The following is a 13,885-nucleotide window of genomic DNA, read 5'->3' on the forward strand; positions in this document are numbered from 1 at the left end:
TTACGCCATGAACATTTACGCCATGAGCAATGAAACAGAAACACCCACCAACCCGTTTGATAACCAAGACTTGCCTTTTTTTGTGCTGATCAATGAGCAACAGCAATACAGTTTGTGGCCCCAAATTACGGCGATCCCGGCAGGATGGGAGATTGTTCATGGCCCGCAGAGCCGGGCAGATTGTGTGAAATATCTTGAGGTTAATTGGGTCGACATGCGCCCAGCCAGTTTGATTCGGGCAGAAGCTGGCCTGCAATAACGCGGGCCGTGGGCTAAAGGAATTATCGGATTATTGCGGCTCCACCGGCTGCAATAAATCCTGTGTTGCCAAAAAAAGGAATACCCATCGTGTCAGAGGATTCAATCTCCCTTGTTGCTACTGTCGAGCTGCCCTTGGTGGCGGCACAGCCCGGAATCTGGTTTGCTGATCAGTTAAGTCAGCAAAAGAACATGTTTACCGTGGCCCATTATATTGAACTGGCGGGGCCGCTGGAGAGGGAACTCTTTAGCCGTGCCGTTAGCCAAGGGCTGGCGGAGTCCGATACTCTCCATGCGCATTTTTTTGATGACGACGACGGCCCGATGCAGCGCATTCCCATACAGCGCCATGCGGCTGACATGCCCAAGCTGGAGTGGTTGGATTTCAGCACTCGCGCCGATGGGCGACAGGCTGCACTGACATTGATGTGGGAGGATACTGAGGCTCCGATACAGTTAGATGGCGAGCAGCCACTGTATCGACACTGGGTTATTGGTGTTCCTGATGAAAATGGCAAGCCGCTATGGCTTTGGTATCAGCGTTATCATCATTTATTGCTTGATGGCTTCAGTTTCACCGCAATTACCCGCCGTATCGCCGATATTTACACTGCATTATTGCAAGGGAAATCTATTGGGGAATCCCCTTTTACCCCATTTAGCGAGGTGGTCAGTGAATATTTGGCGTATGCGGGGTCAGAAACCGAGCTGCGCGATAAGCAATTTTGGCAACAACATACTGCGGATTTACCCGCCGCACTCTCCCTTTCCCCCCTGAATTCGCCCGCCCGGGCAGAGCCAACGGATAATCGCGTATTGCGGCAGCGCGTTAATATTGATTCTGACTCGTTTGGCCGTCTGACGGCAGGGGGCGCAGAACAGCGCCTGAGTGCTGCCGATATGGCGATGGCGCTGTTGCTGATTTATTTCGCCCGTATAAGCGGCGAAATGCGCTTGTCGGTTGGGTGCCCGTTTATGCGCCGCATGGGATCCGCCGCCTTGACCGCCACCGGGCCGGTGGTGAATGTGTTGCCGTTGCAGATAACTTTACGGCGCGAAATGCAGATTATTGATGTGGCGCGCGCAGTGGCGAGCGAGCTGAAAACGATGCGTAAACATCAGCGCTATGAAGCGGAGCAATTACGGCGTGATTTGGGAATGGTCGGTTCCCAGCGGGCGCTATATGGCCCGATACTGAATTTTAAAATGTTCGATTTTGCCCTGAATTTGGCGGAGATAACTGGCGTTACCCACACCCTGGCCTCCGGCCCGGTCGATGATGTCGAGTTTGACCTCTACCTTGATAACGGCCAATTGACCTTGGAAATACTGGCAAATGCGCGGCGCTATGACCACGCTTGCCTGCATCAGCATGGCGAGCGAATACAATTCTTGTTGCAGCAATTGGCGGCCCAAGCTGAAATCACGGTGGGCGACCTCATCTTGACACCAACGCAAGAGCTGCAACGCATTGATAGTTGGGCTAACGGCCCGCAATTAAGTCTGCCTGCCGGGGTGGTGTCGGTGCTGGATATTTTCCAGCAGCAAGTGAGTGCGCAACCGGATGCCATCGCGGTGAGCTGTGGCAAGCAAAGTCTGACTTATCGCCAGCTGTCTGACCGTGTGGCCCAGCTAGGGCGAGCATTGATCGCCAGAGGAATTCGGGCTGATGATGTGGTCGCGATAGGTATTCCGCGAACTGTGGATTCGCTGGTCGCCATTTTGGGGACTCTGGCCAGCGGCGCGGCTTATATGCCGCTTGATCTGGATTACCCGATGGAGCGGCTCGCCTTAATGTGCGAGGACGCCAGACCGCGCTTACTCTTGGCCCATCAATCGACTGAAAGTTTGTTATCTTCACTGGCTATCACTGGCGAGATGGAGATAGTTTGCCTGAATGAATCGCGCTTCCAGCAGGACTGCACGGCTTTCTCTGTTCAGCCCATTACCGATACAGAACGCCGGTACCCTCTGTACGGCGACCATCTGGCTTATATGATTTATACCTCCGGATCGACTGGGCGGCCAAAAGGGGTGATGAGCACCCACGGTGGCTTAGTCAACTTGCTGGTGGCGCACCGCACGCACCTGTATGGGCCAGCGATGGCGGAATTTAAGCAGCATCATACCCGCCGGATGCGTGCGGGGCATACCGCCTCATTCTCTTTCGATTCCTCTTGGGAACCGCTGTTCTGGATGATGATGGGCTGCGAGATGGTTATTTTTGATGAAGAAATGCGCCGTGATGCTTATGCATTGGTGCAGATGATGGATCAGACGCCAATCGACACCATGGATATTACCCCGTCATTCTTTACGCAAATGATTGATAGCGGTTTACTGGAGGCCGGGCATCACCAGCCCGCCTTTATTATGATGGGCGGTGAAGCTGCAACCCCGCGTTTGTGGGAGCGGCTGAAACAGCATCCTGAACTAAACGTGGTTAACTTCTACGGCCCGTCGGAATACACCATCGATACCCTCGGCGCGAATATCCAGCTGGCGGCGCAACCGGTGATTGGCCGCCCGGTGGCGAATACCGAAGTCTATTTGTTGGATAGCCAACTCGCCAAAGTCCCAATAGGTGCGGTGGGGGAGTTATATATTGCCGGTAAAGGGCTGGCTCGTGGTTATCTGAACCGGCCTGATTTAACTGCGGCGCGTTTTGTGGCCAACCCTTTCCGTCACGGCGAAGTGATGTATCGCAGCGGTGACTTGATGCGCTGGACGGCAGAGGGGCAGTTAGATTTTGTCGGGCGCACTGACCATCAGATAAAAGTGCGCGGTTTCCGGGTTGAGCTGGGCGAAGTCGAGAACGCGCTAGTGGCTTTGCCGGAAGTCAGCAGTGCGGTGGTTATTGCCGAAGCGGTCGGCGCGACCCATCGGCTTATTGGCTACTGCGCGGTACCCGATGCGCAACTGCGCCAGAGTGAAGATCTCAATGCCCGGCTGATGGATCAATTGGCCGTGAGCTTGCCAGATTATATGGTGCCCGCGATCCTGATGGTGTTGGATGAAATGCCGCTGACGGTAAACGGCAAGATTGACAGACAGGCGCTGCCCGCCCCACAACACCGACAACAGCTCGCCAGTCGGGCACCACAAACCCCACAGGAAAGGCTATTGTGTGATGCCATCGCTCACTTGCTGCATTTGGGCAATATTGGTGCGGAAGATGATTTCTTCCAACTCGGGGGCGACAGTATTTCCGCTATGGCGCTGGGGAGCACTTTGCGTCGCGCGGGTTTCCGGCTGGCTCCGCGCGAGATTTTTGCTCTGCGTACCCCGGCTAAAATGGCGCTGGCTTTACACCCGTTAATGGATTCGCCCGTAGCGGCACCCCCTGTATCCACCGCAGCCTTACCGGAAACACTGTGGCAGGCGGCTGTCGAAAAATATGGCCCAATAGCCGATATTCTGCCGGTATTGCCGCTCCAGCAAGGTTTGCTATTCCATGCTCAGTTAGGGCAAGAAGCCAATAATTACAATGCTATCAGCCGGTTTGGCCTGCAAGGTGAGCTGGACATTGAGCGCTTGCGCGATGCATTGGAAAGCCTACTGCAACGCTACCCGCAACTGGGGGCTATTTTTGACAGTGAGTTGCACAGTGAATCATTGCAAATCCTGCCGCAGATTCAAGATAGCGCCCGCCGCTGGCCGTGGCAGCAATATGACCTGAGCGCATTGACACCGGAGCAGCAAACTGCCAAAACCCAGCAATGGGAGCGCGAAGGGCTGGCACGAGATCTGGTGAGTGAGACGGCGGGGACATTAAAACCTTTATTGATTGCCACCTTGCTCCGCTACAGCGCCGAGCGTCATTCATTGATCATCATCGCGCACCATTTGGTGGGAGATGGCTGGTCATCGGCAATTTTGCTGCATGACTTGCTGCATCTCTACGGCAACAAGCCGACATTACCGCTGCTGAGTGTCAGTTATGGTGATGTGATCCGCCGCATGACGGCGCGCGACCTGCAAGCAGACCGTTTGGCCTGGCAACAGGCTGTTCGCGGTGTCACGCCCACGATTCTCTATCCTGAAACCAATGCCGCCAGTCCGGTACACGAATGGACTATCGCGCTGGACAGCAAACTGGAAACGGCACTGACCGAGCTGCAACGGCGCGAGGGCATCACGCTCAATACCCTATTGCAAGGGGTTTGGGCCACCTTATTGGGCGTGCTCAGTGGCCGTGATGATGTGGTATTTGGCTCACCGGTTTCTGGCCGTTTTAGTGAAATCGACGGTATCGAACAGCAGGTCGGGCTGTTCAGTAACACCCTCCCGGTGCGGGTGAAATTGCAGCCGCAATTACCACTGTTAGCACAGTTGGCCGCGTTGCAGCAGCAGCAGATCCAGTTACTGGAGCACGATGGCCTGGGCTTGGGGGAGATCCAGCGTCTGGCCGGGGCGAATACGTTATTTGATACCTTGCTGGTGGTCGAAAACTACCCAGAAAACAATCAATTGCATCAGAAATCTTTTAACGGTTTGCGGTGTAATGCACTGAATAACCGCGGTTATACCCATTACCCACTGACTTTATTGGTGCTGCCGGGCGAGAAGCTGCATCTGCAACTGGAATACCGTGATGCGGTCGGCGATCCGCAACGATTGGCCCAGCGCTTGGTGATGTTGCTCGAATATTTGGTTTGGCAACCCGAATTACCGTTATCCGCCCTGAATTTGCTGACTGCCGATGAAAAAGCGCTGTTGGCATCCACCAATGACACCGCCATCGCCCTACCTGCGCTGACGCTATGTGATTTGCTCAACCAACAGGCGCAGCTAACACCGCAGGCTATCGCCTTATTGGATGCTGATGAAACACTGACTTATCAGCAAGTTAATCAGCGGGTTCAATCGCTGGCTACCCATTTACGTCAACAGGGCGTGCTGCCCGGTGACCGGGTCGCTGTGGCGCTGCCGCGCTCAGTGAATCTCAGTTTGGCCTTGATGGCTATTTTGGCTGCGGGTGCTGCTTATTTGCCGCTGGATACCGGTTACCCTGATGATCGCCTGGCTTACATGATAAGTGATGCCGATCCACGCCTCCTTATTACGGTCAGCTCTTTGGCTGAGCGCTTTATCGGCCAGGCCCCGCTGCTGCTGGATCAACTGTCTATACGGGATCAACAGTCTGTGCAGGATAAAACGGCGCTGCTGCCCGCCGTCCAGATAACGCCAGACCATCCGGCTTATTTGATTTATACCTCCGGCTCCACCGGGCGGCCAAAAGGTGTGGTGGTCACCCATGGGGCTATCGTTAACCGCCTGTTATGGATGCAAAATGAGTATCCGCTGGGCGGTGATGACGTGGTATTGCAGAAAACGCCGTGCAGTTTTGATGTCTCGGTGTGGGAGTTTTTCTGGCCAATGATAACCGGGGCCAGATTGGTCATGGCGCCGCCAGAAGCTCATCGTGACCCAGAGGTGCTGCGTAGCTTGATTGAGGATTATGGCGTCACTACCGCTCACTTTGTGCCCTCAATGCTGGCCGCTTTTGTCAGTGCGATGCATGGGCAGCAGCAACCTTGCCAGAGTTTACGCCGGGTATTTTGCAGTGGCGAAGCATTGTCACGCGAGCTATCGGAGCTATACCAACAGATTTTTGCTGCTCCATTGCATAATTTATATGGCCCAACTGAAGCGGCGGTGGATGTCACTTATCAACCGGCCTATGGTGACGCTCTGGCGCGAGTGACCGGCAGCAGTGTGCCCATCGGCAAGCCGGTGTGGAACACCCAACTGCGTATTCTCGACAGTATGCTGCGGCAAGCCCCGGTCGGCATTGCAGGCGATCTCTACTTATGCGGCGTGCAACTGGCGCAGGGTTACTATGCCCGTCCAGACCTGACTGCCAGCCGTTTTGTTGCCGATCCTTATGATCGTGGGCAGCGGATGTACCGCACCGGTGATATCGCCCGCTGGCTGCCGGATGGCACGGTAGAATATTTGGGGCGCAGTGACGATCAATTGAAAATTCGTGGACAACGCATTGAGTTAGGTGAGATTGAATCCGCGCTATTGGTGTTGCCTTCAGTCCAGCAGGCGGTGGTGCATGCCCGCACCCTGGCGGGGGCGGAAGGGGCCTTGGCCGGTGCTGATACCCGCCAGTTGGTCGGTTATATTGTGCCGGTTGCCGGGGCGGAAAATATCGATTTAGAGATTTTGCGTAGCCAGCTTAGTGAGCGCTTACCGGCGCATATGGTGCCGGTGGTTATCATCAGCCTGAGTGCTCTCCCGCTGAGTGCCAATGGCAAACTGGATCGCAAAGCATTACCGGCACCAGTGAATCAGGCGGGCAGTGGTGGGCGCACGCCACAAGCCGGTTTGGAAAGTCTGATTGCCGGATTATTTGCCCATTTATTGGGGGTTGAAAGCGTCAGTGCGGATGATGATTTCTTCGCGCTGGGCGGTCATTCTTTGTTGGCAATGCGCTTGGCGGCTGACCTGCGCCGTGAGTTGCAACAGCCGGTCGCGGTGGGGCAGGTGATGGTGGCCTCGACGGTGGCGGCATTGGCCGCAGCATTGAGTCAGCCGCCATCAGATAAACAGGCGGGTAAAGCCGGTTTCAGTGAAGTCTTGCCGCTGCGCAGTGGCAGGGGTAACCCACTATTTTGTATCCATCCGGCGTCTGGTTTTGCTTGGCAATTCAGTTTGTTACCGCGTTATTTACCGGGTAGCTGGCCGGTGCTGGGAATTCAGTCTCCGCGCCCTCATGGGGCCATTGCCACCCGTCAGGATATGGACAGCTTATGTGACCATCATTTGGCGACATTACGTCAGGTGCAGCCACAGGGGCCATATCACCTGATGGGATACTCATTGGGGGGCACAGTGGCGCAGGCCATGGCAGTAAAATTACAAGCACAGGGCGAGGAGGTGGCTTTCTTGGGGTTGTTGGATACCTATCCGCCGGAAACTCAGGATTGGAACGCGCCGATTGAGGCTGAGGCGCAGGAGGAAGTTGAGCGCGAGCGGGCATTGTTTATGGCGGCAGCGGGGGATGAGCAGGAAGAGAAGCGAGAAATGTTTGCGCAAATTCAGGCAAATTATGACGATTCTATCGGCTTGTTATCAGGGGCTAAAACGCCAGTTTACGAGGGTGAAACCACGTTATTTGTTGCCACCCAAACCCTACCCGCAGGTGAAACTCCCGAGGATATTTGGCGGCCATATGTGAAGCAACTGCGGACATATTATCTTGATTGTTCGCATATCACGATGATGTCGCCGGAGACATTAAAAGTGCTGGGGCCTATTTTGCAGCAAGTGTTTAGTGGGATTAGGTCATTGTAGTTGGGGATGGTGATTACCCGCCGACTTCATCGGCCTTCTCCCCCTCAGCGGAAACCTCGTCCCCCATGGTCGCGCGGCGTAATGTCCCGCCACAGACGGCAATAACGCCCCCCGCCGTTGCCGCGATCATGCCAAAGGTCAAGGCGCTGAGCGCCGGGGCCATGACTCTCGCCAACACTCCTAACCCCAATGCGCCGAATGATTCACCCGCAACAAACTGCACATTCCACAGACTGTTCACCCGCCCTAATAAGGCATCCGGGGTATGAGTTTGCACTAAGGTATATTGCAGCAACCCGCTGATAGACCCCAGATAGCCATATAACAACAAACCGGGCAGGGCCAGATAGAAATTATTGGTCAGCCCTAATGTTCCGATAGCTAAAAAAGCGGCAATAGAACTGGACATCAGCACCATTCCAGGGCGGTGAACTTGATTGACCCAGCCACTGGTAAAAGCCCCAATTGTCGCCCCCAGTGGCACCACTGAGTACATTAAACCAATCTGCGAAGCCCCGACATGATAGGTATTCTCCGCCAGCGCGGGGAATAAAATACGGATAGCCCCAATCATGCTGACCAATGTTCCCAGCAACACCACTGAGCCTACAACTTTATGCCGCAATACAAACGAAATCCCTGTCGCCAATGCCCGTAATGGGTGTTCATGCTGGCTGGTCGTCGGTTTCATTGAGGGCAGACTCAACAGCGGCAACAGAGTTAACATCGTCCCCACCGCAGCAATCCCGTAGTTCCAACCCACTCCGCCGTAAACTATCACCAGGCCACCCATGGCCGGGGAAATCACCGAGCCAAAACGCACGGTCAGCATGCTTAACCCGCCCGCAGCGGCCAGATTTTCTCGCCCGACCAATGAAGGCGTTGCCGCCATCAATGCAGTCATACCGAGCGCACCAAAGAACCCATCCCAGGCTGCTAAAACATACAAAACCCATAATGAGGGTGTCACAGAGAACGCATTGATACTTAAGCCAATAAAACCTAAACCACAGGTAAAGCGGGCGAATAAAATCAGTTTACGGCGATCAAGCCTGTCCGCTAATACGCCCCCCAGCAATAAGCCAATAAACATCCCCAGACCATCCAAGGTGACGGCCAACCCCACTTGCAAGGTTGATCCGGTCATCATTTGTATCTGCACCGGCACCGCAACCGTGAGCATCCCCAGCCCTAAAATGGAAATAAAACGAGCAAAAAATACAGCTCGAAAATTAGCATTTTCTCTTAACAGGCTGAAATCCAAAAGAATCGGTGATTTTGCCATGATGATTTAATCCTTTAATGTAGGTAACAATGACCTGCCATGGTGACGAACGGACATTAATCTTGCCGGGAAGCGGTTTTAGCCAATGCATTCCCCTTGTAAGTCGTGTTAAAATACATGAAATAAATACTAATGATAATCAAAACGATAATAACAATCATTTGTAGGCAATTATTTATAAATCATCATTTATAAACCATCAGCATTTGTTAAAAGAGTCACAATGTCAGCGACTGATTCCCCAAACCAATCTTCACCAAAACAGCTAAAACCCAGCCCCGTTGTTGCTGAAAACGCACAATCCCGTCGGGGACTGTTGCTTTTACTCAGCATAGTTATATTGATGCTCGTGATGGTTGCCAGCCTGATGCTCGGTGCCAAAGCCATTCCTTTCTCTGTTGTCTGGCAAAGTTTGCTGGGCGAACACAGCAATGCCGACAGTGTTTTAATATTGGAATCCCGCCTACCCCGCACCTTGATTGGGGTGCTGGCCGGTGCTGCACTTGGGTTATCCGGCGCGGTGATTCAAGCATTGACCCGCAATCCTTTGGCGGACCCAGGGATTTTGGGCGTCAATGCGGGGGCCAGTTTTGCAGTGGTGCTTGGTATCACTGTTTTTGGCGTTCATGCCATGCATGGCTATATGATTGCTGCATTTATTGGCGCGATGCTCACCACATTGGTGGTGTATTGGGTGGGAACACAGGGCAGCGGGCGGGTTGACCCCTTGCGGCTGACCCTCTCCGGCGTGGCTATCGGGGCGGTATTACTGGGGATTTCTACCGGCATATCACTGACACACCCGCAGGTCTATGACCGCGTTCGTTTCTGGCAAGCCGGTTCGCTGGATATCCGCGATATGTCGGTGGTGATGGCGGTCGCGCCCGCCATTCTTCTCGGCTGTGTGATTGCCTTGCTGCTGGCACGCCCCCTCAATGCTATGCATATGGGGGAAGATTTAGCCGCCGCGATTGGCGCGCGCATTGGTCAAACCCAATTTTTGGCGGTGGTCACCGTGACTTTACTCTGCGGTGCCGCTACTGCGGCTGTTGGCCCGATAGCCTTTGTCGGCCTGATGGTGCCGCATATTGCTCGCTGGATTGTCGGGCCGAATCAATGTTGGATTCTCCCATTTACCTTGGTAATGACTCCAATTTTGTTATTAGTTTCTGATATCGTCGGCCGCTTTCTGGTTCCGGGTGAATTGCGGGTTTCCATCGTAACGGCATTTATTGGCGCACCCTTATTGATCTGGTTGGTACGCCGTAATAAAAGGATGACCGCGTTATGAAACCCGCCACTCCGCCCTGGCTATTGGGCCGCCCTGATGGCCCAATAAATCTGCGTATCCAACCCCGTAGCCTGATTGTTGGCAGTTTGCTGCTATTGGCCTGTTTATTGACGGGGCTGCTAGCATTAAGGGTCGGGACTTTGCCGCTCTCTTCCGGGCAAGTATTTGCGGCCTTATTCGGCCAGGCCAGCGGAACGGCAGATATTATCGTCAACCAATGGCGGTTACCCCGCGCCACGATGGCGTTGATTTTCGGTGCTGCGCTAGGTATCAGTGGCGCTATATTTCAGTCATTGGTGCGCAACCCATTAGGTAGCCCAGATATCATCGGCTTTAATGCGGGAGCTTATACCGGTGCGTTGGTGGCGATTACGCTGTTCAACGGCAACTATTTTGAGGTTGCCAGTAGCGCGCTGGGGGGCGGCTTGCTGTCTGCCCTCGCGGTGTATTTGTTGGCTTATCGGCAGGGGATTCAGGGCTTTCGGCTGATTATTGTCGGCATCGCCATTGGCGCAATGTTAACGGCATTCAATACCTGGCTGACTATCACGGCGTCATTAGAGGCCGCTATGACCGCCGCCGCGTGGGGGGCCGGTTCGCTGAATGGTCTGACGTGGGCCAAGGGCTTGCCGTCGGTGATATTTATCATTATCGCCACGGTGGTGGCGATGCTGCTGAGCCGCCGCATGCCGCTGTTGGAAATGGGCGATGACGCGGCGGGTGCGTTGGGCGTTCCGGTCGAAAAAACCCGTTTGGGCTTGATGGCCATTGGCGTCATTTTGATGGCCGCGGTCACCGCAGCGGCGGGGCCGATTTCTTTTATTGCATTAGCCGCGCCACAGATTGCAAAACGTTTGTTGGGCACCTCTTCAGTGACGTTGACCGCGTCTGCGCTGATGGGGGCATTGTTATTGATAGCCGCGGATTTGTGCGCTCAGCACCTATTTTCACCTAATCAATTGCCGGTCGGTGTGGTCACTATCAGCATCGGCGGCTTATATCTTATTTGGCTTTTAATCCGAGAGTCCGGACGATCATGAGTAATGCTAGCTCTGCCACCTTACCGATGTCGCGCTTGCAGGCCGATGTTCTGACCTTGGGTTATGACGGCAAGATTATCAGCAAGAACCTGAGTGTCGCCATTCCTGATGGTGAATTTACCGTGATTGTCGGCCCCAATGCTTGTGGCAAGTCGACACTGTTGCGCGCCTTGAGCCGTTTACTGAAACCGCAGGCGGGTCAGGTGATTCTGGATGGTAAGAATATTGCCAGCCTTGATACCCGGCACGTGGCGCGCCATTTGGGCTTATTACCGCAAAGCTCGCAAGCTCCGGATGGTATCAGTGTGCTGGATTTAGTGGCGCGAGGCCGCTATCCCCATCAGAAATTGTTACAGCAATGGACACAAACCGACAGGTTGGCGGTCAGCCATGCCATGGAAGCCACAGGGGTCAGTGAACTGGCGGACAGGTCAGTGGATGCTTTATCCGGCGGGCAGCGCCAACGAGTATGGATAGCCATGGTTCTGGCGCAACAAACACCATTGTTACTGTTAGATGAGCCAACTACCTATTTAGATATCGCCCATCAAATTGATTTACTTGAGTTATTTAGCAATCTGAATCAGGAGCATAACCATACCTTAGTGGCCGTCCTGCATGATCTTAATCATGCTTGCCGCTATGCCACTCATATTATCGCCATGCGCGATGGGCAGATAGTGGCGCAAGGTAAACCGCGCGACGTGGTCACTGCCGATTTAGTCGAGCAGGTTTTTGGTATGCCCTGCTTAATTATTGATGACCCGGTTTCGCATACGCCGTTGGTGATACCAAAAGGGCGATTTTAGTTTAAGTTTTTAAGCTATAGATCGGATTGGTTTTTGGTGATCTGGTTGTTAGAGCACGGGATCTGGTTTCGGTTGATATTCGATTCGGTGCTCAGGTTCGGTTGTTAGAACTTCACTGTTCACTTAATCTCCGACTTATAAGTACAGATCGAATTATTGTTTCGGTTGATAGTCGTTCAGTTATCACTTAATCCCTGTAGCCTCAACCGAGCAGGAGGGCAAGCCGGCCCTCCTGCACCTGCGGCTTGCGCGAAATATTGCCCTACGGGTAAACCTCCTGCGTCTTTCGGGCTGACGAGCCAGCGCGATGGGCATCCCTGCTCAAGCGCGCTTTTCGCCGCCATCCCTGGCGGCTCACTCTACCCTCTATCCTGGTCGGCAATATTCCTGATTGCGCTCAACATCAAAACCACGGTTTTGACCTTGATGTTAAAAGCACATTTGAGCCGCCGAGTGAAGAATGTAGCTAGGGAAATCCGCCATGGACGGCGGATTTAGGCGTCACGCGGAGGGACCCGCGTAAAGCCGTCCCGCCAGCAAAATGATGAGTGAGGGAACCCACGTAGTGGGCAGGCGATACGTGCGAAGCGTGGGATTCCACAAGGGTGCGCGCCCGCACCCTTTGGCGGTTGGTTCATCGGAGGTTAAGTAAACAGTGAAGTTCTAACAACCGAACCTAATCAAATAATCAAATAATCAAATAACCCACTACCAACCACAACAATGCCCCAATCTGATAAAACATAAAATAATTAAGGTTTGGTCTTAAACATCCCCTCAATCCGTGCCAATAAATGACTCGCACTGTAATAATCTAACCGGAACGTATCATAGCCCGCGGCATAAACCCGATCATGTTTAATTGCGGGGATATGAGCTAAAAAGTTATTACTTTTCAGTGCGTCAACCGCCGGTTGATCCCCGGAGAATAGCAAAATAGTCTCGCCGTTAAGGCCCTCGGCCAGCTTTTCGCCGCCCAGTTGGATGATATCTTTGCGGTGCCCCATGCTGGTGTTGCCTTTCACAGCATCAGGGACTTCCGCCAGTGTGAAACCCAATTCCTGCAACAGTTTTCCCTGGGCTGAACTCTCAGTCCACAAATTGGCAGTGCTGCCCGCCGCCTGATAGACAAACGCTGAAATAGGTTGCGGTGGCAGCGTAATATTCTGCTTTACCTCATTGAGTCGATTAGCGAATTTCTCAATAACTTGTTGCGCGTCAGCCTCATGCCCTGTAGCCGTGCCCAGCACGATGGCTAACTCTTGCCAACTCTTGTCATCATAATTAATGACTAATGTAGGGGCGATAACGGACAGTTGCTCATACAGCTTTAGCGCCGAATCCCCGCCAGTGGCAGAAATAATAATTAAGTCCGGGTTCATTCCCGCGACAGCTTCGGCATTGGGTTCCGTCTGGTACATTGGCACCAGTTTTTTGGCCTGTGCAATATCTGACCATTGAGTAAAGAAACCTTGATGATCAGCCACTGTGGTGTCAGGCACCGTCGCCCCACTGGCAATCACCGGGGCATTGATAGCCAGCAAAGTCCCGGTAATGGTGATACTGGTGGACACAATCCGTGTGGGTTGATGTGTGAGTGTCACCGGCCCTTTAGCTGTTTCTACTGTGCGGGCCCACGCCGCCTTGCTCTCATTGCCTGATTGCCCCGTGGTTTCTTCCGCCGGTTTACAAGCAGACAAGCAGAAAATGAGACCCACAAGGCCCAGGTTCGTCAATATTAAACGCCATTTTTTATGCTGAATGTAATTGATATAAAAGGACATAAAGGCATTTTCTCTTTCTATTTTAAGCCCCGGTTCTGGGGGGATATATAAATAAGATTGATTAATAATGCATTTACATTGATTGACAATGTGAATGCTTAGTCGTAATTTAC

General features: G+C 53.3%; 7 protein-coding genes. 5 read left to right on the top strand and 2 right to left on the bottom strand.

Annotation, left to right across the window (positions count from 1 at the left end):
- Positions 1-7: 7 nt before the first annotated feature.
- Positions 8-259, top strand: a complete 252-nt coding sequence (locus FTA91_RS12595; protein WP_227507638.1) for an MbtH family protein — start codon at positions 8-10, stop codon at positions 257-259.
- Positions 260-348: 89 nt separating this feature from the next.
- Entirely contained in the window at positions 349-7,563 is a 7,215-nt protein-coding gene (locus FTA91_RS12600) for a non-ribosomal peptide synthetase (RefSeq protein ID WP_145583435.1), read from the top strand.
- A gap of 13 nt (positions 7,564-7,576) precedes the next feature.
- Here FTA91_RS12600 and entS read toward each other — a convergent pair whose 3' ends face one another.
- On the bottom strand, positions 7,577-8,848 hold the full coding sequence (gene entS, locus FTA91_RS12605) for an enterobactin transporter EntS (protein WP_050112314.1): 1,272 nt from the start codon (positions 8,846-8,848) through the stop codon (positions 7,577-7,579).
- A gap of 223 nt (positions 8,849-9,071) precedes the next feature.
- On the opposite strand from entS, the gene fepD reads away from it, so the two are divergent.
- The 3 genes from fepD to FTA91_RS12620 are packed head-to-tail and all read left to right on the top strand — an operon-like array spanning position 9,072 to position 11,988.
- Positions 9,072-10,139, top strand: coding sequence for a Fe(3+)-siderophore ABC transporter permease (gene fepD, locus FTA91_RS12610; protein ID WP_145583437.1), 1,068 nt, complete (start codon positions 9,072-9,074; stop codon positions 10,137-10,139).
- Positions 10,136-11,179 (top strand): iron-enterobactin ABC transporter permease, encoded by a 1,044-nt coding sequence (gene fepG, locus FTA91_RS12615; protein WP_050112316.1) that lies wholly within the window; start codon positions 10,136-10,138, stop codon positions 11,177-11,179. Before fepD ends, fepG begins: the two co-directional genes overlap by 4 nt.
- Positions 11,176-11,988 (top strand): ABC transporter ATP-binding protein, encoded by an 813-nt coding sequence (locus FTA91_RS12620; RefSeq protein ID WP_050112317.1) that lies wholly within the window; start codon positions 11,176-11,178, stop codon positions 11,986-11,988. Before fepG ends, FTA91_RS12620 begins: the two co-directional genes overlap by 4 nt.
- 752 nt (positions 11,989-12,740) lie before the next feature.
- On the opposite strand, the gene fepB is transcribed toward FTA91_RS12620, so the two are convergent.
- Entirely contained in the window at positions 12,741-13,772 is a 1,032-nt protein-coding gene (gene fepB, locus FTA91_RS12625; RefSeq protein WP_050112318.1) for a Fe2+-enterobactin ABC transporter substrate-binding protein, read from the bottom strand.
- Positions 13,773-13,885 lie beyond the last annotated feature (113 nt).

The sequence above is a fragment of the Yersinia thracica genome, from assembly GCF_902170565.1.
Classification (GTDB): Bacteria; Pseudomonadota; Gammaproteobacteria; order Enterobacterales; family Enterobacteriaceae; genus Yersinia; species Yersinia thracica.

What these genes read in the sequence shown, in the direction of transcription:
- FTA91_RS12620 (WP_050112317.1), top strand. Translation starts at nt 11,176, where the DNA reads ATGAGTAATGCTAGCTCTGCCACCTTACCGATGTCGCGCTTGCAGGCC.
- entS (WP_050112314.1), bottom strand. Translation starts at nt 8,848, where the DNA reads ATGGCAAAATCACCGATTCTTTTGGATTTCAGCCTGTTAAGAGAAAAT.
- fepG (WP_050112316.1), top strand. Translation starts at nt 10,136, where the DNA reads ATGAAACCCGCCACTCCGCCCTGGCTATTGGGCCGCCCTGATGGCCCA.
- fepD (WP_145583437.1), top strand. Translation starts at nt 9,072, where the DNA reads ATGTCAGCGACTGATTCCCCAAACCAATCTTCACCAAAACAGCTAAAA.
- FTA91_RS12595 (WP_227507638.1), top strand. Translation starts at nt 8, where the DNA reads ATGAACATTTACGCCATGAGCAATGAAACAGAAACACCCACCAACCCG.
- fepB (WP_050112318.1), bottom strand. Translation starts at nt 13,772, where the DNA reads ATGTCCTTTTATATCAATTACATTCAGCATAAAAAATGGCGTTTAATA.